The sequence below is a fragment of the Sphingobacterium populi genome (genome assembly GCF_001586775.1).
GTDB lineage: Bacteria > Bacteroidota > Bacteroidia > Sphingobacteriales > Sphingobacteriaceae > Sphingobacterium > Sphingobacterium populi.
In genome coordinates, this window is the sequence record NZ_LQXS01000003.1 from 399,836 (window position 1) to 420,542 (window position 20,707).

The window sequence follows — 20,707 nt, forward strand, 5'->3', positions numbered from 1 at the left end:
TTATTGTCGCTCACCAAGCAGTGTTCTGTAGTTGGTTTGCTCTCGCAACCCATCGGATATTGTACACAATAGCGTCCGCAGATTTTATATTGGACTTTAGTATTACGATAGTTATTATTTTGAAATTTTGTCGTCAAAATCTCGATCAGCAGGCTTCAAATAAGTTAATGGTTTACGCATGAGCATACAGCAAGCAATCTCTACATCGCAAAACTACGTTAGGTTGTTGAACTCTAGCAACGAGCGAGCATTAGATTATTTCTACTCGTGCTATTATAATGAGTTGTACAAGAAGGCATTAGTGGGTACGGGCGATGATGATGTGAGTAGAACATTGGTGCAGGAGGCGTTCTTCCGATTATGGTTGTTTAGATCTCACGTGTTGAATGTGGAAGATGTGGAAGAATTTCTACATTACGAAATAAAAAGAGCTGTGCGTGAGTTTTACGTTAATCCGTCGGAGCAGTTCCACCGCAATTTCATTCAACTACAGTCTTATCACCTGCATTGCAATAGATGCCAAATGCAAGACGTTGATAGTGACGAAAGCGAGGATCGACAAAGTTTGCAAGACCGAATTTATATCCGAAAAATAAATGCACTGATGCCAAATATTAGACAGGATCAGCAGGTTTTAATTCGGCTCTGTTTGGAGTACGGATTCAATTATGATCGTATCGCAGATCACCTCGGAGGAAGGTCGGCTCAAGAAGTGCGTTTTCGCGTTGGACAGGCGATTGCTCACATGCGATCTGTTTTTGAAAATACAGAAAAGCTTCAACAATTTGAATATGCCAGCAAAGACAAAAATGGAGTTAATTTGAACCCAGAAGAAGCGCTAGTATTGCATCTACGATTTGAGCAGCATCAAACCTTTGACCAAATAGCTGAGGCATTAGATGTAGATATCCAGAAGGCCAACAATTTATTCGTGCAGGCTTACCGAAAATCAAAATCGGCTGAGGCGAAGAATAGTGTATTAAGCATGTGTTAGAATGGCGAATGAGACAGTGATTTTGACACGGAAAATCCAAATTTTGTTGGACGAACCTAACATAGAAAAGAGAAGAGCGTATCGTAATCAATTACACGAGTGGCAATCAATAGTTTACAAAGCTTCTAATATTGCTATATCGCATCAATTTTTGCAAGAGCACCTTAAAGATTTGATTTATCTAAAGGATGAAGCTCGAATTAAGTTGGTCGACCAAGAACGATATGCAGACGGTATCTTCACTACATCGCAACAAAATACCACCTATCAGTTGTTGTCCAAACACCTGAAAGGCAAAGTTCGATCGAACATCATTACGAACTTAAATACGGCCATCTTCAAGGCATATCGGGCCGATCGAAAGGCCTATGCAAAAGGTGAACAATCCCTTAGAAATTATCAAAAAAACATGCCAGTCCCATTTTCCGGGCATCTGCTCAAATGGCAAGATATGATTGGCGAACGCGATTATCGATTTGTTTTATTTAAAATGCCATTTCGTACTTTTCTTGGGCGAGATAGCGGGGGCAATAAGAAACTAATCCGACAGATTAAAGAGAAGCAAATTAAAATTACGCAATGTGCGATCCGCTACGAAAAGACCGGTTTGTTCTTATTTCTGTCTTTTGAAAAACCCATCGATTCGCTGATTCTGAATCAGAGCGTAGTAGCTGAAGCATCCTTATCTTTAGAGCACCCTATCGTCGTGCAAGTTGGGCAAGAACTCTATCGTATTGGCAACAAAGAAGAATTTCTGTACCGACGATTAGCGCTACAAGCGGCTCGACATCGGATAGAATCGTCTTGCGCTTATAACACCGGCGGGCACGGCAAGAAAAAGAAGCTAAAACGTTTGTACAACTTTAAACAAAAAGAGAAGAGTTATGTGCAAAACAAGTTGCATGTATATAGTCGTCAGCTTATTGACTTTTGTATCCGACATCAGGCTGGAACACTGATCTTGGTCAATCAAACGCCTAAAAACGCTATGGCCCGTCAAGATGTTTTTCTTTTGCGCAACTGGGGCTATCATGGGCTGATTGAAAAGATACGGTACAAAGCGGAGCTTGCAGGTATTCACTTGATTATAGAATAGTCAACGAGATACACTGGGCATGATACGTAAATTGTTATCTTTGCTTTCTAAAAGAGACAATAATTTTGACGACTACCACAGATATACAGTTGCTTACGCCGAGCCACTGGAAAGATTACGAACTCATCGATTGCGGAGATTTTGAAAAACTCGAGCGTTTTGGTGATATGATTTTGATACGCCCCGAGCCGCAAGCCGTATGGCCAAAAAGTTTATCCAATGCCGAATGGGAAAAAAGGTATCATATCAAATTCAAAGGGAGATCGGCTACCAGCGGCGAATGGTTGAAGAAAAATCCTAAATTGGCCGACCGCTGGCATATTGCGTACCGCAATGATTTGGTGGAGATTCGTTTTCGACTGGGGCTTACCTCGTTCAAGCACGTAGGTATCTTCCCGGAGCAAGCCGTAAACTGGGATTATATTGCCGAATCAGTAAAAGCGATAAAAAATCCCAAACCAAAATTTTTAAATTTATTTGCCTACACGGGCGGTGCATCACTCATTGCACGCGCGGCTGGGGCAGAGGTCACGCATGTCGACTCGATCAAGCAAGTAGTGACTTGGGCAAATGAAAATCAAGAATTATCGGGCTTGCAGGATATACGTTGGATGGTAGAAGATGCCCTGAAATTCGTGCAGCGTGAGTTGAAGCGAGGTAATACCTATCACGGCATAATATTAGATCCGCCAGCTTATGGTCATGGGCCAAAAGGAGAGAAATGGAAGCTGGAAGACAATATTCGCGCGATGATGCGTGACGTGGTTCAGTTGCTCGATCCAGAAGAGCATTTTTTGATACTTAATACGTATTCACTGGGTTTCTCATCTGTTATTGTGGAGAATCTTATTCGTACTTCTTTTCCTGCCGTGCAGAATCTGGAAGTAGGCGAATTATATCTGCAAGCCACCGCAGGTACCAAATTACCACTAGGTGTATTCGGCAAATTCAGAAAGTTTAAATAAGCTAAAAGTTACGGAATCGCCTTAAGCGTTTCCGTAACTTTCTAAAAATTTCTTCAGCTTCGGCGCCACTACTGCTTGGCAATATTGGTTTTCCGGATTGCGATTAAAATAATTTACGTGATAATCTTCGGCTTTCCAAAAAGTCACCGCAGGCTCTACCGCAGTTACGATAGGATCTGCAAATACGCCTTCTGAAGTCAACCCTTCTATAAATTGTACGGCCTGCAAATACTGCTCCTCGCTATGATAAAATACCACCGAACGATACTGTGTACCCACATCTGCGCCTTGCCGATTTAAAGTAGTGGGATTGTGCGTTTTGAAAAATATGCCTAATAGATCGATAAAAGAAAGTTTTGTTTCGTCGAACTCGATCTGAATCACCTCCACATGGCCCGTTGCTCCACTGCAAACTTGCTCATAAGTTGGATTTTCACGTTGTCCGCCCATATAACCAGGCAATATGGATACAATACCATCAAGTTGTTGAAATATAACCTCTGTACACCAGAAACAACCTCCTCCGAATGTCGCTAACATAATCGTATGATTTTAAATAAAAAATGCGTGATTTGCATAGGTCAAATCACTGTACAAAGATACGTACTAAAAAATATGTTTGCCCTTTTCGAGGATATCCTGCTGCTCATTATGACATACGGCAAACGAAAAACCCGATTGCAAAGCATACGATCCATATTCGCCTTTTTTATTGAGCGCTAGAAATCCAACTTGAATTTCTTTGGCGATTTCGGGTTTCTTTTTGACGATTCGCTCCACGGCTTCTTTACAGGCCGCCTCTGGCGAATAACCTTGTCGCATCAACTCTACCACGAGAAAGCTACCAACAGTGCGAATCACCTCTTCACCCACACCGGTTGAAGTAGCCGCACCAATTTCATTATCTACATACAAACCAGCGCCAATGATTGGGCTATCGCCCACACGGCCACGCATTTTAAAAGCCATGCCGCTGGTCGTGCACGCGCCAGAAAGATTTCCGGATGCATCCAATGCGAGCATGCCAATCGTGTCGTGATTATACTGATTTCCGGGCAAACGTTCTGTATTGAAGGATTTGTTCTCAATATTCATGATGGGCTTGTACTGACGTTCCTTCAACCACTCTTGCCAAGCTTCTTTCGACGAAGGGATCAATAAATCTTCTTTTTCAAATCCTTTTTCTAAAGCGAATTGCAAGGCACCTTCGCCTACCAGCATGACATGTGGCGTATCTTCCATCACCTTGCGTGCCACAGAAATCGGATGCGCAATATGTTCTAGTGCTGCGACCGAGCCACAATTTCCTTCCGCATCCATAATGCAGGCATCCAGTGTCACATGGCCATCGCGATCCGGATAGCCACCTTTCCCCACCGTAGGATTTGAAAGATCCGATTCCGCGACTTTTACACCAGCTTCTACCGCGTCCAATGCTGATCCGCCCGTTTGCAAGATTTTCCATGCCGCTTGATTGGCCGCCACTCCAAAATCCCAAGTCGAAATAACAATTGGTTGACTGTTCGTGTTGATGGTAGTATTGGCCATTACCAAAGAATTGGGAAGTGCGCTAACCGACACAGCGCCAATCATCGCTTTTTTTATGAAATCGCGCCGAGAATCTATCTTTTTATTCATAGTGTTATCCTTTTTCTGTGCCGATTTATTCGTATTTTAGCTTACGTCAAGAACTGATTTGCGTCCTCCGTACACAGCCTGTAGCAGGTCTGTTAGCGGTTGAATATAGCGGGGCCTAAAAGTAAATATTTGACATCAAAAAAAGAAAATATTCCTCACGCTCATGCACAACGCTACGGCTTCAAAAAATTGGACAACGCATCACCAAGGTAAATTTATAATGCGATATAAACCGTACACCTTACAGATGCACCATGTATTCACGGTAGCTTCATTCAGCAGAACGACCACGCCAGTAGTATTAGTTGAATTGGAATTTGAGGGTTTTACAGGTTATGGTGAATCATCGATGCCGCCGTATTTGGGCGAATCACAGGAAACCGTTTTTTCCTTTTTGCAAAAAGTGGACTTATCTAGGTTTTCCTCTCCATTTGAAACGGCCGACATATTACATTATGTAGATACGATAGCCGCAAACAATACGGCGGCAAAAGCCGCTCTGGATATCGCCTTACATGATCTACTTGGTAAGCTGATGCAGCAGCCTTTTTATAAGATATGGGGGCTGGATCCTAAGAAAATTCCGCCGACCTCTTTTACGATTGGTATAGATACGCAAGAGATGATCCGCCAAAAAGTATCGGAAGCGAGTGCTTTTCGCATGCTAAAAGTAAAGCTCGGATTGGAAACCGATAAGATGATCATCGAAACTATCCGATCCGTTACGGATGTTCCGCTGTGTGCCGATGTAAATCAAGGCTGGAAAGATAAGTATCTTGCGCTAGATATGGCGAGTTGGCTAGCCGAGCGAAATGTCGTGTTTCTCGAGCAACCGATGCCGAAAGATCGGCCAGAAGCCAATGCTTGGCTGACCGAAAGATCGCCCATTCCTACTATTGCAGATGAAGCCTGTCAACGTTTAAGTGATGTTGCTGCGTTGAAAGACATTTACAGTGGCATCAATATCAAACTGATGAAATGCACAGGCATGCGCGAGGCAAAGCAAATGGCTGAATTAGCGCGTGCCTTGAATATGAAAGTGATGTTGGGCTGCATGACCGAAACATCGTGCGCAATATCTGCGGCAGCTCAGCTTGCGCCATTAGCAGATTGGGCAGATTTAGATGGCGCCTTGCTTATTGATAATGACTTGTTTGATGGCATGCGGGTGAAAGATGGCTTGTGCATCCTTCCTGATCGGCCAGGTATTGGCATTGTTAAAAAGTCAGACTAATGCTTTATCCTAATTTTATTATTTTTGTATTCCACGACCACAGCATACCGCCATATTTCAACGGATAGATACACATGAGCACATATAACGAAGATAGTATACGATCATTAGATTGGAAAGAGCATATCAGGCTCCGTCCGGGGATGTACATTGGTAAGCTGGGTGATGGCTCAGCATATGATGATGGTATTTACGTGTTGCTGAAAGAAGTGATGGACAATTCTATCGATGAGTTCGTGATGGGAGCAGGCCGTTCAATCGATATTACAGTCAATGAAAATAAGGTTTCTATTCGCGATTATGGTCGAGGTATTCCGATTGGTTCTGTGGTAGATGTGGTATCCAAAATCAACACCGGTGGTAAATACGATAGCAAAGCTTTCCAAAAATCCGTCGGACTAAATGGTGTAGGTACTAAAGCGGTCAACGCGCTTTCTACACAATTCACGGTACAATCTTACCGTCAGAACGTAACGCGGATTGCGCAGTTTGCGCAAGGCGAATTGGTATCAGACGAGAAGAAAGAAACCACACAGCGAAACGGTACTGCGGTTACGTTTTATCCAGACAATAGCATTTTTAGAAACTACAAATACCGGATGGAGTTTGTAGAAAACATGATCTGGAATTATGTTTTCTTGAATTCGGGCTTGACGATCAATTTCAACGGACAAAAGTTTGTTTCGGAGAATGGGTTGAAAGATTTGCTGGAGCGCAATATAGAAACCGAATCGATGCGCTATCCAATTATCCACCTGCGAGGAGAGGATATTGAGATTGCATTGACGCATGGACAACAATACGGCGAGGAATATTATTCTTTTGTCAATGGTCAGCATACCACGCAAGGAGGTACACACCAAGCAGCATTCCGCGAAGCGGTGGTCAAAACCATTCGGGAGTTTTATAAGAAAGATTACGATGCTTCGGATATTCGGGCTTCCATTATCGGTGCGATTGCGGTCAAAGTGCAGGAGCCGGTCTTTGAGTCGCAAACCAAGACGAAGTTGGGTTCGCAAAACGTCGGTCCCGATGGGCCAAGTGTACGGACGTTTATCAATGATTTTCTGAAAAAAGCGCTGGACGATTACTTGCACCGCAATCCGGATACGGCCGATGCTTTGCAAAAAAGAATTTTGCAATCGGAACGCGAACGAAAGGATATTGCTGGCATCAAAAAATTAGCCAACGAGCGCGCGAAGAAAGCATCTGTGCACAATCGAAAATTGAGGGATTGCAAGCTGCATTTCTCCGACAAGCATGAACGCAATCTCGAGACGACCTTATTCATCACCGAGGGAGATTCGGCCAGTGGTTCGATTACTAAATCCCGCGATGTAATGACACAAGCAGTATTCAGTTTGAAAGGTAAGCCCCTCAACTCGTACGGCATGTCCAAAAAGATTGTGTATGAAAATGAAGAGTTCAACTTACTACAACATGCGCTAAATATCGAAGATGGCTTGGATGGGTTGCGCTATAACAATATTGTCGTAGCGACTGATGCCGATGTGGATGGTATGCACATCCGCCTATTGTTACTTACATTTTTCTTGCAGTTCTTTCCTGATTTGGTCAAGGCGGGACACGTTTCGATCTTGCAAACACCGTTATTCCGCGTTCGCAATAAAAAGGAAACGATCTATTGTTATTCTGAAGAGGAGAAGCAACAAGCGATCAAGAAGCTGGGCGCCAAACCTGAGATTACGCGATTCAAAGGGTTAGGTGAAATTTCTCCTTCAGAATTTGGTCTGTTCATTGGTAAAGATATGCGCTTGGATCCGGTGATTCTTTCTAAAGAGAACAAACTTACGCACCTATTGGAGTACTACATGGGCAAGAATACGCCCGATAGGCAAAAGCATATCGTGAATAACTTGCGCGTAGAAGTGGATACAGAAGAAGAATTAGTGCAAGTGGCTGGCTAAAAACGATTGGATGGCAGCAACGCCGTTGGTGGCTCTTTGCTTACCTTGCCCAGAGATCAGCGTGTAATTGGCATTCAGCGAATTTAATTCTCGCTCCCAAATGTCTAGAAAATGCGGTCGTTTTTCTGGAAAATCCCGCAAGGGATCATCTTCCCACGGCAGGTCGATATCCATGAGTAGATAAAAATCGTATTGGCGCTGCATTATCTCGTTTACTACTTCTTCGGGTGTGTGCCCAAAAAGATGATCGCTCCAAATCTTTATGGTCATGATCGTTGTATCGGCAATGATGAGATTATTATTCGCCAAAGGAATCAACGATTCTTCTAAAGCAATCTGTCCATAGTACATATTCACCTCGTCTTGTAGCGTATACTGATTATTAAGATTTTGACAATAATAACGTGCGTATTCGGGCACGCATACCGTTTGGAAGTGCTCTGCCAATATCTTTGCCATAGTAGACTTACCAGTAGATTCTGGGCCGACAACCGCAATTTTAAGAAGTGGAGATTCGTGCATTTTCTGATGTGTTGGCTAAATACGTGCTTTTCCAATCCCGGTATCCGTTCCAGGCGATGGCTGCAAATATAACATATAATACGGCGGTCATGGCTAATTCTTTGTGCAGATACAACGGGATATAGCACATGTTCACTGCGATCCAGATGACCCAACTTTGTAGTATTTTGCGAGTCATGAGGAATTGTGCGACAAAGCTCATGGCCGTACACATACCATCCGCAAAAGGAACGTCGGTATCGGTCCAATATTTCAAGGCAAATCCTAATCCCAATCCTAATAGAAGAATCGCTGCGATGGTGAGTGTTATGTATACTAAGGAAAGGGAACTGACCGGTTTTTCGTCGGAAAGGTCACGTTTGTGCCAATAATACCAACCGTAGATGGCGGTAAATAAAAAGTAGATCTGCAAAATGCTATCGCCATACAAGCGATGCTGGTAAAATATAAGGAGATAGCAACAAACACTCACAATGCTGATCGGCCAATTCCAAATATGCTGCTTGGCCGCCAGATACACGCAAGCTACGCCGGTGACGGTTCCTATCCACTCCAGCCCTGAAGTACTCTTGAGCTGATGCAAAAAATCAAAAATAAAGTCAGGCATAAACGTGGCTGAGTAAGTAAAAATAAAGATAAGCAATATCCCTACAAATGCACGCAATATCCCTGATGAGGTTTATTGTACGAGCTTATTTGCACAGTTTGTACTGGCGAACGACTCGGGCTTGGCTTTGAACATAAAGCCCATTCCCATAATGTATCCCATGGCCTCTTTAAGGGCAGCATTGGATTGAAAATTTGGATTGGTATTGATGTCCGCATGCACTTCCAAATCTACATGGTATTGATCCAATAGCGGACAAACTTGGTAAGCAATGTCAATCGAATGTTGTACTTCGATCAGCATGCGCTCTTTGATCGACATGTTGTGATTCTTTCGGTCTTTGTGAATAAACATGAATCCTCCGCGATTTTCTCGGAGAAATACGATCACCGTCGCAAATTCAACACTTTGTCGCTTCACTTGAGAGTCGGTGCCGATGTAGATCTTCAGTTTGTTTCCTAATTTGTGCTCTCGAATAATGGTGTCTTCGACCGCTTGGAGGATGGGTACGTGGAGTATTTCTCCATTGAATTTTTGCCAATTCATAATTAAGAGATTACGTATCTCTAAATCTACGAACTTGTATCTTATTTATTATTAAGTATTTATTAATTTTTTAAGATTTAACCTTCGCCTATTTAATTGGTGTCGCGCGTTCCATAAGATAAATCACCAGCATCGCCCAGACCCGGTACGATGTACGATTTACTGGTTAACTCTTTATCGAGATCACCGATCCAGATCTTTGCTTCTGGCAAAAAGGCTCGTACATGCTGTACTCCTTCTTCAGATGCAATCACCGTCGCAATATGCAACTCTCTAATATTGTATTCGGCGAGCAGTTCCTTACAGCAGAGTACCAAACTTTGGCCTGTGGCCAACATGGTATCGGCCACGATGACGATTTTGTCATCCAGACTGGGCGTATTTTGGTATTTTTTATGAATCTCAAATTCTCCACTTTTCTTTGTGTGGCGGTAGGCACCAATAAATCCGCTATCCGCTTCGTCAAAGGCATTTAAAAAGCCTTGATAAAATGGCAACCCAGCGCGGATGATCGTCAGTAAAACTGGTTGTTGCGACAGTACATTAGTTTCTGCTAATCCGAGCGGCGTATCTACTTCAGCAGGTTGGTAGGGGAGTACTTTACTGATTTCATACGCCATCATCTCCCCAATACGTTCCAGATTTCGACGAAAGCGCATCCGATCCTTCTGGATATCTGTATTTCTTAATTCTACCAAGTACTGGTTCACTAAGCTATTTTGTTCTGTCAGGATCGTGATCATGTTTCTCTTGTTGGTTATGTTGCTAAACAATTACAGACTATAATAGTTTAGTAAAACCCTTTTTATAGCAGCTTGTTATTTTAATAATTATCGCTACATTGCTATCACATGAAATTCGAATTAACATCAGAATACCAACCTACGGGCGATCAGCCGCAAGCGATCAAGGAATTAGTCGCTGGTGTCAATGCAGGAGAAACATACCAAACACTGCTCGGTGTAACGGGTTCGGGTAAAACCTTTACCGTGGCCAATGTCATTCAGCAAACACAGAAGCCGACCTTGATCTTGAGTCACAATAAAACATTGGCGGCGCAGTTGTATGGAGAATTTAAGCAATTCTTCCCCAATAATTCGGTGCAGTATTTTGTGAGTTACTATGATTATTACCAGCCGGAAGCTTTTATCGCTTCTACGAGTACTTATATAGAGAAGGATTTGCAGATCAACGAGGAGATTGAAAAGCTTCGCCTAGCCACAACGTCCGCCTTGATGTCTGGCCGTCGCGATGTCATTGTGGTATCGTCGGTATCCTGTATTTATGGTATGGGTAATCCGGAAGATTTTTCACGTTCGATTTTTCGTTTTGGTGTTGGCATGACGGTGTCACGCAATGCGTTTTTACATCGTTTGGTAGAGATTCTTTATGCGCGTACTACGAGCGATTTCAAGCGCGGTACGTTTCGTGTAAAAGGCGATACGGTCGATGTATATCCGGCTTATTTGGATACAGCATACCGTGTGTCTTTCTTTGGTGATGAAATCGAAGAGTTGAGCACCATTGATCCAGTATCAGGCGCAACGTTGGAAAAACATGAAGATCTAGCTTTGTATCCCGCCAATTTGTTTGTCACGCCAAAGGAAAAGTTTACCGAGTCGATATGGCAAATTCAAGAAGAGCTAATGCAACGAAAAGCCCAACTAGAGGGCGATGGTCAATTACTTGAAGCAAAGCGATTGGAAGAACGCGTCAACTACGATCTGGAGATGATGCGAGAATTAGGGTATTGCTCTGGTATTGAAAATTATTCTCGTTTTTTTGATGGACGAACTCCGGGTATGCGACCGTTCTGCTTACTTGATTATTTTCCCAAAGATTATTTATTAGTTATCGATGAAAGCCATGTAACGCTGCCACAAGTACGTGCTATGTATGGAGGCGACCGCTCTCGTAAGATATCGCTCGTGGAACACGGTTTTCGATTGCCGGCCGCGCTGGACAATCGACCATTGAATTTCCCTGAATTTGAATCTCTGACTAATCAAACGCTGTATGTGTCGGCTACGCCGGGCGATTATGAGTTGCAACAGACGGAAGGCGTAGTGGTTGAGCAAGTGATCCGACCAACAGGTTTGTTGGATCCCGTGATCGAGGTTCGACCAGCTGTCAACCAAGTTGATGATTTATTAGAAGAAGTAGATAAAACCATCAAAGAAGGTGGGAGAGTACTGGCTACCACACTTACTAAACGTATGGCCGAAGAACTCACTAAGTATATGAATCGGCTGAATATTAAAGTGCGGTACATTCATTCAGAAGTGAAAACGCTGGAAAGGGTAGAGATTTTGCGAGGATTGCGGTTAGGAGAATTTGATGTATTGGTTGGGGTCAACCTGTTACGTGAAGGGCTGGATCTTCCAGAAGTTACGCTTGTAGCTATCTTGGACGCAGATAAAGAAGGTTTCTTACGTTCCGAACGCTCTCTAATACAAACCATCGGTAGGGCAGCGCGGAACGATAAAGGGCGTGTGATTATGTACGCCGACCAGATGACGCAAAGTATGAATGTCACAATCGAAGAAACGAATCGCCGACGTGATAAGCAAATCGCCTATAACCTAAAACATGGCATCACACCGCGAACGGTAGGCAAAAGCCGGGAAGAAATTATGGAACAAACTTCCGTGGTGGATATCAAAGGGGGCGAAGCCAAAGCTTATGTAGAACCGGATGCGGGCACCATGGCCGCGGCCGATCCATTGATCGAATACATGGGAGAAAAAGATTTGAGCAAAGCCATAGAAACGGTGCGCAAGCGCATGGAGAAGGCTGCTAAAAATATGGACTTCTTGGAAGCGGCAAAGCTACGTGACGAGATGTTTAGTTTAGAAAATGCGTATAAAGAGCGTTTTCAATAAAAAGGTTAACTACAAGGCCACTAAAAGGTGAGTTGATAGGTTGCTGCACATTTGGCGGTTTCTTCTACTTTGCAAGTGATTAATCTGGTATTCGTGCCAGCCAATTGTGCTGGCCCTACCACTTCCACAAGATGCTGTGCAATATTTTCAGCAGTAGGATTAAAGGGTACGACGACTAAACTTTCACCGCTAAGCACTTGCAGTTGTGGTAGCAATTCATCTTGCTCCCAGATTAGAAACTTGTGGTCGTACTGCTCTTCCAACCACATGCAGAGTTTTTCCTTGATTACCGAGAAATCCAAAACGCGACCAATTTCATCTAGCTTTTCTCCTGCTACTACAAAGTGAATCCGGTAATTGTGCCCATGTAAAAATCTGCACTTGCCTTCGTGGCCTACCACGCGGTGGCCACATGATATATCGTGATATCGCTCTGCTGTAATCATGCCGCAAAGATACAGAATTTTTAAGGACAGAAATATATACAGTGTGCTGCTAGCTTCCTACCGGATAAGTCTTGTTGGGAAATCACTTACTTTATCTATCGTCAGTTGTTGCATCACTTGATATAGTTGAGCTTTAAAGAGATTGATGGTGTGATCAGCTCCTTCGTCACCTAAAGCTGCAACGCCATACATAAATGGCCGACCCATAAAGTTGAATTCCGAACCTACTGCATGCGCTCTTCCCAGATCCACACCAGATCGAATACCGCCGTCCATCATGATTTTTATCTTGCCAGTATATTTTGGATTATTTGCCAGTTTGATAAGCGAAATTAATGAAGATTCACCAGCATCTATCTGACGACCGCCATGATTCGAAATAATGACACCATCAACACCCAAGCTAATCGCTCCTTCCATATCTTCCTCACTAGCTACGCCCTTCAATACTAATGGGCCAGGCCAAAGGTCACGAATAGCTTTTACTTTTTCCATATTCACCTTGCCGGTAAATGTTTTGTTCATAAACTGCCCAAGCTGACTGAGGTCCAACCCTTTCTCCATATAGGGTTTTAACGTTCCAAAAGATGGTATGCCATGCTGCAATGTTTTTATCCCCCATTCTGGACAGATCATCGCTTGAAATATATTTTCGATATTCATTTTTGGCGGCATGGACAAGCCGCTCTTTATTTCACGATAACGCAGGCCAAAAGATGGTACATCGATCAGCACGACCAGCACCGGACATGAAACCGCTTTTAAGCGGTTAAGGATGTCGTCGCGCAAACGATCTTCGGTAGGGTGATACAATTGAAACCAAGCTTTTCCATCAGATACTTCTGCGATGCGCTCGATACTCGCAGTAGATACGGTGCTTAGCGTGTACGGAATATCATGTTTTGCAGCAGCTTTAGCTAATATTTCAGGTGCATTCGGCCACATTAATCCTTGCAAACCAATAGGCGAAATCCCGATAGGGGCGCTATATGTACGGCCAAATAACTCGACTGACATATCAATATCTCCAGCGGTTTTTAAATAATGCGGCTTCAAGTAAATATTGTCAAAATCCGACTCATTCCGTAGCAAATTAAGTTCCTCATTGCAGCCACCTTGCAGATAGTCAAAGGCGAATTTTGGAATGCGCCATTTTGCTCGTCTTTTTAAATCTGCTATAGATGGATATTTAGGGTTGTACGGGTAGAGTGGTTTCTTGATCATAACTAGGATAACTATGTGTTTTTTCTGTGCACAAATTTACTATTATAACCGATAATTTTGCCTCCTAATTTACAGATAAGAAGTCGGTAGAGGAATAATCATTTTATGGTATTATGGCTGGCGAAAGAAGTCTAATAGCAAATCAGGGAAAAGGCCGAAAAGCAGTAAGAGCAATGTAAAAAATAACGCAAATCCGTAAACAATATGTGAGTTTGTTGCAACACCATCGGCGGGTTTACTAGGAGTTGTTTGCCGAAGAAAACCGTACATCGGAATCTTCAGGTAATAAAATAAGGAGATCACCGATGTCAAAACGCCGACGATCAGTAAATACAAATATAATGACTGATCTACCGTCTGATATAGATCAAAAATGGAAGTGAATACTAAAAGCTTAGCAACAAAACCAGATGTTGGCGGTAGGCCGACAAGCGAAATACCTGCGAATGTAAGTGCTGTAAATAAGATCGGGAATCGCTTGCCTTGGCCAGAGTAATCAGGCAGGTTGGCTGAACCCGTTTGCTTTTCCAAAATCATGATAAACCCAAAAACCGCGAGATTCATCAAGATATAGGTGGACAAGTAAAAAAACAGCACTTCGGGCTCATGGTGTACATAACTTAAGACTGCCAACAATAAGAATCCGGTATGCCCGACCGAAGAATAGGCCATCAATCGTTTGATGTTTTGTTGCCGCAAAGCCACGAGATTACCAATCAGCATGGTAACAATGGCAACAAAACATAAGAAATGTAAGGTAACTTCTCCAAAATAAAATGGACTTGCCGTCCAAGCTAATATTAATCGGCTAAATAATACAATAGCGCCAACCTTCGGCACAGTCGCCAAAAAAGCAGTAATAGGCGTTGGTGCGCCTTCATAAACATCGGGTGTCCAAACGTGAAAAGGAACGAAGCCCAATTTAAAACCAATACCAACAAATACAAAAAGCAATGCCAAGGTACTCAGTATCGTGGGCGCAGCAATCATACCTTTCATCTGCGCAATGCTGGTAAAATCCAACGAGCCTGTAAATCCATACAGTAGCGAAAGGCCGTACAACATAAAGGCAGCACAAGTAGATCCAAACAAAACGTATTTCATCGCCGCTTCAGATTCTTTTTTGTTTTGTGCGAAGTAGGCCACCAGCACGTACGAACCGATAGATACCATCTCGACCGCAATAAAAGCCATAATCCAGTGCGTGGTCAAAGTCAACAAATGCAAGCCCAACGTGGTGGCCAACAAAATGGCATAAATATCCCCTAAGCGTTTTTTAGGTAACTGATAGCTGCCATATTGTTGAATGTACAAGCCAATAATGGCTACGCCAAACAAGATGATGATTCGAGCATATTGAGAAAAAGAATCCACACGAAGCATGTCGAAAAATACGGGTAGATTTTCCACATTTTGCGTGTAGGTCAAATATCCCGCCGCTACTATTCCTATTAGGAATGAGCTAAAAGAGGATTGTTTCCAATACTTATCGATAAACAGACTGCAAAAAATAGTACCTATAAAAGCAATGCTTATGGCTAGTTCGGGTCGGAAAGAACGAACCGAATCGATAATATGGTCGATGATAGGCGTAATCTGTGGAGCGAATTCATACATAGTAACGACAGCCTATAGAAATGATGAAACCACAGAAACAATACGCATTACGCTTTCATTAAGCGGCGTAAATACCAAGGAAGGCATTATCCCCAGAATAATAGCCAGTGCTAAAGCTGGATACAAGATGATTTGTTCGCGCAACGTTAAGTCAGTTAATGCCGTCGCCCACGCTTCACCACCTTTAAATCGAGTTTGCCCAAAAAACATGCGCTGCAAAGTCCACAAGAAATAAACCGCACTCAGCAAGATACCGATTGAACCTCCAACGGCCATCCAGCGCGGCAGTCCAGTTCCCACCGATTCACTATTAAATGCGCCGATAATCACGAAGGCTTCGCCAATGAAAGCAGAAAAACCAGGAAGACCCAGCGAAGCAAAAAAGGCAATGGCCACAAACACGGTGTAACGCGGCATATGACTCGCCAGGCCTCGGAAATTATAAATATCTCGATCATGCACACGGTCGTAAATCACGCCCACCAAAAAGAACAAGGCGGCGGATAGAAAACCGTGACTGATCATTTGGAACATCGCACCAGAAATACCTTCGGTCGTGAGCGTTGCGATACCCAACAACACAAAACCCATATGCGAAACCGAAGAATAGGCGATCAAACGTTTTAAATCTTTTTGTGCCAACGCATTAAATCCGCCATACAAAATGGATATCACGCCAATTAATCCTAACCACCAGTTGCTGAGTGCTGCCATATCTGGGAAAATGCCAATACAGATGCGCAGAATACCATAACCACCAACTTTTAGCAAAATACCAGCTAATATAATCGAAATCGGTGTAGGAGCTTCTACGTGTGCATCTGGAAGCCACGTGTGCAATGGTACAATAGGAACTTTTATCGCAAAGGCGATAAATAGAATAGCAAAACCGAGCAATCGAGCTGGAATGCCAAATATTTCGTGAAAATTGCGTACCCAGCCAAAGAAAGATTCTTCTCCATAATTAGCCGGATTCATCATATGCAACATATTGAACGTATTTGCACCAGTAGCTGGATTAGTCACTGAAAAATACAAACCGACGATCACCAATAGCATAAACACCGATCCTAATAGCGTGTAGATAAAAAACTTAACGGCGGCATATTCTCGTCTGACGCCACCCCAAATTCCGATTAGGAAATAAAGAGGGAGTAGCATCACCTCATAAAATACGTAAAATAGGAAGAAATCCAGCGCGCAAAAAACGCCCATTACGGCGGTATTCAACAACATCAGCAGCGCAAAATAACCTTTTACACTCTTCGTAATATTCCACGATGAGCCAACGGCCATCAGCATCACTACTGCACTCAACACAATCAGCGGCAGCGATAAACCATCTAATCCTAACAAATAATCAATCTCTAAAAGCTTGTCTGAACCAATCTGTAAACGAATCCACGACAATTGCTCCACATATTGAAAACTATCAATGTTGTTAACTCCCGCTTGCACCGTGTCAAAATGTATATACAAATATCCAGATAGCAATAATTGTGCGATCGTCGCAGCCAAAGCCAAATACTTAGCGCTCGCTGCCGCGGATTTTGGCAGCAGTAGCATGACTAATGCCGCAAGCAGGGGTAGGAATATGAGTACAGATAGAAATCCCATGTTATCTTAAAACCAAATAAAGTATGCCAAATAAAACCATTGTAAACGCAAAGCCCATATAGTTCTGTAAGCGTCCATTTTGTACCCAACGCAACAAATGACCGAGATAGTAACTGGCCTGCGCTACAGCATTTACCAATCCATCAATCATAAAGTGATCAATCCAGGCAGCAATACGACTCATCGCGCGGGTCACGCTGGCCGCGCCAGCTGTTAATCCGTCTACGATATAATGATCGAACCAGTACAAACCACGCGAAAGATATAGCGTACTCCGTACAACGATGAGCTGAAAAAACTCGTTGATATAACCTTGCTTTTGTGCGTGCTGCACCAAAGCATTATTTTCCGGAAATGGATATTTTCCTTGTACGTACCAGCGATAGCCGAGCCACCAACCAATGGCAGAGCCCGTGATGAGCACGATAGGAATAAACATATGTAGCGAATCGATTGGTTGAAATCCCGTCAGTAAGGTTAATCCCTGCATCAGCGCAGCATTTTGGTGGGAAATTGGATTGAACGAAAATACAAAGAAAAACGAACACACACCAAGAAAAGCCATTGGGAACAGCATCCCTTTCGGCGCTTCATGAAATACCGTAACCTTTTCATCGCTCCATAATTTGGGTTTCCCAAAAAACACTTTGAAAATCATCCGACCGATGTAAAATGCCGTTAGGAAACTCACCAATACCAATACAACCGGAATAATAAGGTAAGCACCACCACGCTCGACCGCCCATTCGAAAGCCGCAATGACGATCGAATCTTTAGACAAAAATCCAGAAGTAAGTGGGAATCCGGCTAATGCCAAGGAGGCAATTACCATTAAAATAAATGTGTAAGGCATAAAGCGGCGTAGTCCGCCCATGTTGCGCATATCTTGCGGATCCACTTTTGCTGCAGCAGGAATAGCATGTGCCATTTCATGTATAATTGCTCCGGCACAGAGGAAAAGCAGACATTTGAAGAAAGCATGCGTGACTAAATGGAAGATTGCGGCATTCCAAGCGCCAATACCCACCGCGACCACCATGAACCCAAGCTGTGATATGGTTGAAAAGGCCAATACTTTTTTAATATCCTGTTGCGCTAGCGCAAAGTAAGATGCGGTAAGCGCGGTAATCGTGCCAATAATAGCGATGACTAAAAGTATACTTTCATTGAACAATGGAAATACCGTAGCCAATAAAAATACCCCGGCCGCGACCATTGTCGCGCGTGAATAAGTGAAGATACCGAAGTTGGTCCTTCCATCGCATCGGGCAGCCAAACGTGCAAAGGGAATTGTGCGGATTTGGCCATCGCGCCCACAAAAAAGGCCAATCCGGCATAAGTCATCCACCGCTCCGTGTGCCATAATGGAATCTGTTCAAAAAGCGGGCTTTGCTTGCCAAATAGTTCCGATAAGTTTAGCGTTCCCATGTGAGCATACACCAAGGCAATACCAATTAAGAAGCCGATATCACCAATTCGGTTCACAATAAATGCTTTTTTGTTGGCTTGTACAGCGGCATTTTTGGTAAACCAAAATCCAATAAGCAAGTAAGATGCAAACCCTACCAATTCCCAAAATACGTACATCAATAATAAATTATTGGCTACGCATAGTGCTAGCATCGCAAAGCAAAAAAGACTGAGGTACATCCAATAACGGTGAATGCCCGGATCGCCTTTCATGTATACGCGCGAATAAATATGCACCGGCAAGGCAATGATACAAACCAATAACTGCATCAATACAGTCAGGTTATTCAATAAAATTCCTGCTGAAAATGTGCTTCCGCCAACAGTAAACCACGTAATAGCTGCCTCCAAAGGCGCCTGCTTCCAAGTTGGCAAAAAGACAAAAAAAGCACTTGCTGCAGTACTTAATAGTATAGCGAGCAAACCGACAACGCCCGATTGATCTTGCTTTCCGCGTAAAGCTTGATATAGAAATGCCGCTAATGGAAATAGTAGTACCGCTAAGCTGGCATGTATGGGCGATATGTGTAGCAAATTCGTCATTAGTCGCGTAGATCAGTAATTTGGTCTGGATTAATGGTTTTATATTTTCGGTACGCCATCAGTATAATAGAAAGCCCCACGGCTACTGCCGCCGCAGCGAGCACGATCGCAAACAGAGCAAAGACTTGGCCGCCATATTCGGCTCTATCATAACGGCCGAAAGCTACCAAATTTAGAATAGCGGCATTTATCATGAGCTCAATGCCCACCAAAATCATAATAGCATTCCTTTTGGAGACTACAGCATACAAACCGATGCAGAAAATACAAGCACTCACGGCTAAGAAATGGGTAATTGGAATCATTCTTCTCCTCCTTTTCGAGCAATATGAGCCGCGCCAATCAATGTCATCATCAGAAAGATGGAAATCATCTCGAATGGCAGAATGTAGCGCGACATAAATAGCATGCCGAGCTGATTGATATTATTATCTCTGGAAAGAATAATCTGTCCAGTTCGCATGTTTTGTTCCATCCATGCCGGCGAATAGGCTTGATCCCATTGCCAGATTCCATAAGCCATCAGCCCTAGAAAGCTTAGCGAAAGCGCGACCGATTGCCAGTTAGGTAATTGTATAAAAGATCCAGAAAGATCTTGCAGATCGCTCAGTAGTTCTTTGTTGCTCAGCATAAAGGCAAAGATCATCAAAATCAGCACGCCGCCGACATATACAAGCACCTGCGTAATAGCCACAAAATCGGCTAAGGCAAATAGATACAAACCTGCCATAGCAAACAATACAATGAAAAAAAGGAAAAGGGCACGTGCCGTATTTTTGAGACTTACCACCAATGAAGCGCTGATGATAGCCAGAAATGCAAAAGCATAAAAAAGAATCAAATCCATTTATTTTTTAGTTTTTGCCGCCTCCTTCTCAGCCTGAAAACGTGTCCATTCCTCCTTGCGTTGAGCAATCTCTTTATCGCTCATCTCTCCGAATCCGTATATTAAATCAGTCAATTTGGTAGTTGTGCGGTCATATTGATCGGTCATCGTGATGCATTCTGTTGGGCAAACAACAGTGCATAATCCGCAATACATACATTTGGCCATGTCGATTTCAAACTTCTCGGCATAGAGTCGTTTTACACTGCCATCAGAAGTTTTACCAATAACATCTGGAGATTTAATAGATTCAATGGCAATACAATCAACCGGGCACGCTTTCGCACAAAGATCGCACACAATGCAGTCTGCTATTTCTACGTCCAATTGATAACGTGCAACTTCTGGAAGCGGCATTTTTTGCTTCGGAAACTGGATTGTGACCGTACCTTGCTGCTGATCAAAATAATTGTCGGATCGGATATCTAGGTTTTCTCTTTTTTTGCCAGCGGCAAAGAAGTGTCTTACCGTCAAAAGTAATCCTTTGACAGC

The 20,707-nt window shown here is 43.2% G+C and carries 19 protein-coding genes and 1 pseudogene; 6 read left to right on the forward strand and 14 right to left on the reverse strand.

Going from position 1 to position 20,707, the window contains the following annotated elements:
* The first annotated feature begins 178 nt into the window (after positions 1–178).
* The 3 genes from A0125_RS09545 (at position 179) to A0125_RS09555 (ending at position 3,055) form a co-directional block, all read left to right on the forward strand.
* The gene (locus A0125_RS09545) at positions 179–994 is read left to right on the forward strand and encodes a hypothetical protein (RefSeq protein ID WP_066754993.1); all 816 of its coding nucleotides are present in this window, start codon (positions 179–181) and stop codon (positions 992–994) included.
* 1 nt (position 995) lies between these two features.
* Complete coding sequence (locus A0125_RS09550) at positions 996–2,090, forward strand: hypothetical protein (RefSeq protein WP_066754995.1); 1,095 nt, start codon at positions 996–998, stop codon at positions 2,088–2,090.
* Positions 2,091–2,155: 65 nt separating this feature from the next.
* Positions 2,156–3,055, forward strand: coding sequence for a class I SAM-dependent methyltransferase (locus A0125_RS09555; protein ID WP_380883990.1), 900 nt, complete (start codon positions 2,156–2,158; stop codon positions 3,053–3,055).
* Positions 3,056–3,076: 21 nt separating this feature from the next.
* Here A0125_RS09555 and msrA read toward each other — a convergent pair whose 3' ends face one another.
* Together msrA and A0125_RS09565 are read right to left on the reverse strand one after the other, a co-directional pair.
* On the reverse strand, positions 3,077–3,595 hold the full coding sequence (gene msrA, locus A0125_RS09560) for a peptide-methionine (S)-S-oxide reductase MsrA (protein ID WP_066755001.1): 519 nt from the start codon (positions 3,593–3,595) through the stop codon (positions 3,077–3,079).
* A gap of 66 nt (positions 3,596–3,661) precedes the next feature.
* Entirely contained in the window at positions 3,662–4,693 is a 1,032-nt protein-coding gene (locus A0125_RS09565; RefSeq protein WP_380883986.1) for a N(4)-(beta-N-acetylglucosaminyl)-L-asparaginase, read from the reverse strand.
* A 220-nt stretch (positions 4,694–4,913) separates the two neighbouring features.
* Between A0125_RS09565 and A0125_RS09570 the strand changes: the two genes are divergently transcribed.
* Together A0125_RS09570 and A0125_RS09575 are read left to right on the forward strand one after the other, a co-directional pair.
* Positions 4,914–5,927, forward strand: coding sequence for a dipeptide epimerase (locus tag A0125_RS09570; protein WP_231863191.1), 1,014 nt, complete (start codon positions 4,914–4,916; stop codon positions 5,925–5,927).
* 74 nt (positions 5,928–6,001) lie between these two features.
* Entirely contained in the window at positions 6,002–7,855 is a 1,854-nt protein-coding gene (locus A0125_RS09575) for a DNA topoisomerase IV subunit B (protein WP_066755005.1), read from the forward strand.
* Here A0125_RS09575 and A0125_RS09580 read toward each other — a convergent pair.
* From A0125_RS09580 to upp, 4 genes are all read right to left on the reverse strand, one after another.
* Positions 7,835–8,377, reverse strand: a complete 543-nt coding sequence (locus A0125_RS09580) for an AAA family ATPase (RefSeq protein WP_066755007.1) — start codon at positions 8,375–8,377, stop codon at positions 7,835–7,837. The genes A0125_RS09575 and A0125_RS09580 overlap by 21 nt on opposite strands.
* Positions 8,355–8,984, reverse strand: coding sequence for a nicotinamide riboside transporter PnuC (gene pnuC / locus A0125_RS09585; protein ID WP_066755009.1), 630 nt, complete (start codon positions 8,982–8,984; stop codon positions 8,355–8,357). The genes A0125_RS09580 and pnuC overlap by 23 nt, the downstream gene beginning before the upstream one ends.
* 72 nt (positions 8,985–9,056) lie before the next feature.
* Positions 9,057–9,530 carry a ribonuclease H-like YkuK family protein gene (locus tag A0125_RS09590; protein WP_066755011.1) on the reverse strand — a complete coding sequence of 158 codons (474 nt, stop codon included), beginning with the start codon at positions 9,528–9,530 and terminating at the stop codon, positions 9,057–9,059.
* Positions 9,531–9,622: 92 nt separating this feature from the next.
* Positions 9,623–10,273 (reverse strand): uracil phosphoribosyltransferase, encoded by a 651-nt coding sequence (gene upp / locus A0125_RS09595; RefSeq protein WP_066755013.1) that lies wholly within the window; start codon positions 10,271–10,273, stop codon positions 9,623–9,625.
* A gap of 108 nt (positions 10,274–10,381) precedes the next feature.
* Here upp and uvrB point away from each other — a divergent pair, with 108 nt between their 5' ends.
* A complete protein-coding gene (gene uvrB / locus A0125_RS09600; protein ID WP_066755015.1) occupies positions 10,382–12,412 on the forward strand; it encodes an excinuclease ABC subunit UvrB in 2,031 nt (676 codons plus the stop codon).
* Between the two features lie 20 nt (positions 12,413–12,432).
* On the opposite strand, the gene A0125_RS09605 is transcribed toward uvrB, so the two are convergent.
* From A0125_RS09605 to A0125_RS09640, 8 genes and pseudogenes are all read right to left on the reverse strand, one after another.
* Positions 12,433–12,858 carry a 6-pyruvoyl trahydropterin synthase family protein gene (locus tag A0125_RS09605; protein ID WP_066755017.1) on the reverse strand — a complete coding sequence of 142 codons (426 nt, stop codon included), beginning with the start codon at positions 12,856–12,858 and terminating at the stop codon, positions 12,433–12,435.
* Positions 12,859–12,915: 57 nt separating this feature from the next.
* Positions 12,916–14,082, reverse strand: a complete 1,167-nt coding sequence (locus tag A0125_RS09610; protein ID WP_066755019.1) for an alpha-hydroxy acid oxidase — start codon at positions 14,080–14,082, stop codon at positions 12,916–12,918.
* A 111-nt stretch (positions 14,083–14,193) separates the two neighbouring features.
* Positions 14,194–15,699 carry an NADH-quinone oxidoreductase subunit N gene (locus tag A0125_RS09615; protein ID WP_066755022.1) on the reverse strand — a complete coding sequence of 502 codons (1,506 nt, stop codon included), beginning with the start codon at positions 15,697–15,699 and terminating at the stop codon, positions 14,194–14,196.
* Between the two features lie 12 nt (positions 15,700–15,711).
* Complete coding sequence (locus A0125_RS09620) at positions 15,712–17,316, reverse strand: complex I subunit 4 family protein (RefSeq protein ID WP_066755024.1); 1,605 nt, start codon at positions 17,314–17,316, stop codon at positions 15,712–15,714.
* A 1-nt stretch (position 17,317) separates the two neighbouring features.
* Positions 17,318–19,329 (reverse strand): annotated as a pseudogene (locus tag A0125_RS16660) (NADH-quinone oxidoreductase subunit 5 family protein).
* Positions 19,329–19,634, reverse strand: a complete 306-nt coding sequence (gene nuoK / locus A0125_RS09630; RefSeq protein WP_066755026.1) for an NADH-quinone oxidoreductase subunit NuoK — start codon at positions 19,632–19,634, stop codon at positions 19,329–19,331. The pseudogene A0125_RS16660 and the gene nuoK overlap by 1 nt, the downstream one beginning before the upstream one ends.
* Positions 19,631–20,176, reverse strand: a complete 546-nt coding sequence (locus A0125_RS09635) for an NADH-quinone oxidoreductase subunit J family protein (RefSeq protein WP_066755028.1) — start codon at positions 20,174–20,176, stop codon at positions 19,631–19,633. The genes nuoK and A0125_RS09635 overlap by 4 nt, the downstream gene beginning before the upstream one ends.
* The gene (locus A0125_RS09640; protein ID WP_231863194.1) at positions 20,177–20,689 is read right to left on the reverse strand and encodes a 4Fe-4S binding protein; all 513 of its coding nucleotides are present in this window, start codon (positions 20,687–20,689) and stop codon (positions 20,177–20,179) included.
* Positions 20,690–20,707 lie beyond the last annotated feature (18 nt).

What these genes read in the sequence shown, in the direction of transcription:
- uvrB (WP_066755015.1), top strand. Translation starts at nt 10,382, where the DNA reads ATGAAATTCGAATTAACATCAGAATACCAACCTACGGGCGATCAGCCG.
- nuoK (WP_066755026.1), bottom strand. Translation starts at nt 19,634, where the DNA reads ATGATTCCAATTACCCATTTCTTAGCCGTGAGTGCTTGTATTTTCTGC.
- A0125_RS09620 (WP_066755024.1), bottom strand. Translation starts at nt 17,316, where the DNA reads ATGGGATTTCTATCTGTACTCATATTCCTACCCCTGCTTGCGGCATTA.
- A0125_RS09635 (WP_066755028.1), bottom strand. Translation starts at nt 20,176, where the DNA reads ATGGATTTGATTCTTTTTTATGCTTTTGCATTTCTGGCTATCATCAGC.
- A0125_RS09580 (WP_066755007.1), bottom strand. Translation starts at nt 8,377, where the DNA reads ATGCACGAATCTCCACTTCTTAAAATTGCGGTTGTCGGCCCAGAATCT.
- A0125_RS09615 (WP_066755022.1), bottom strand. Translation starts at nt 15,699, where the DNA reads ATGTATGAATTCGCTCCACAGATTACGCCTATCATCGACCATATTATC.
- msrA (WP_066755001.1), bottom strand. Translation starts at nt 3,595, where the DNA reads ATGTTAGCGACATTCGGAGGAGGTTGTTTCTGGTGTACAGAGGTTATA.
- A0125_RS09590 (WP_066755011.1), bottom strand. Translation starts at nt 9,530, where the DNA reads ATGAATTGGCAAAAATTCAATGGAGAAATACTCCACGTACCCATCCTC.
- A0125_RS09575 (WP_066755005.1), top strand. Translation starts at nt 6,002, where the DNA reads ATGAGCACATATAACGAAGATAGTATACGATCATTAGATTGGAAAGAG.
- A0125_RS09550 (WP_066754995.1), top strand. Translation starts at nt 996, where the DNA reads ATGGCGAATGAGACAGTGATTTTGACACGGAAAATCCAAATTTTGTTG.
- pnuC (WP_066755009.1), bottom strand. Translation starts at nt 8,984, where the DNA reads ATGCCTGACTTTATTTTTGATTTTTTGCATCAGCTCAAGAGTACTTCA.
- A0125_RS09545 (WP_066754993.1), top strand. Translation starts at nt 179, where the DNA reads ATGAGCATACAGCAAGCAATCTCTACATCGCAAAACTACGTTAGGTTG.
- A0125_RS09570 (WP_231863191.1), top strand. Translation starts at nt 4,914, where the DNA reads ATGCGATATAAACCGTACACCTTACAGATGCACCATGTATTCACGGTA.
- A0125_RS09565 (WP_380883986.1), bottom strand. Translation starts at nt 4,693, where the DNA reads ATGAATAAAAAGATAGATTCTCGGCGCGATTTCATAAAAAAAGCGATG.
- A0125_RS09610 (WP_066755019.1), bottom strand. Translation starts at nt 14,082, where the DNA reads ATGATCAAGAAACCACTCTACCCGTACAACCCTAAATATCCATCTATA.
- upp (WP_066755013.1), bottom strand. Translation starts at nt 10,273, where the DNA reads ATGATCACGATCCTGACAGAACAAAATAGCTTAGTGAACCAGTACTTG.
- A0125_RS09605 (WP_066755017.1), bottom strand. Translation starts at nt 12,858, where the DNA reads ATGATTACAGCAGAGCGATATCACGATATATCATGTGGCCACCGCGTG.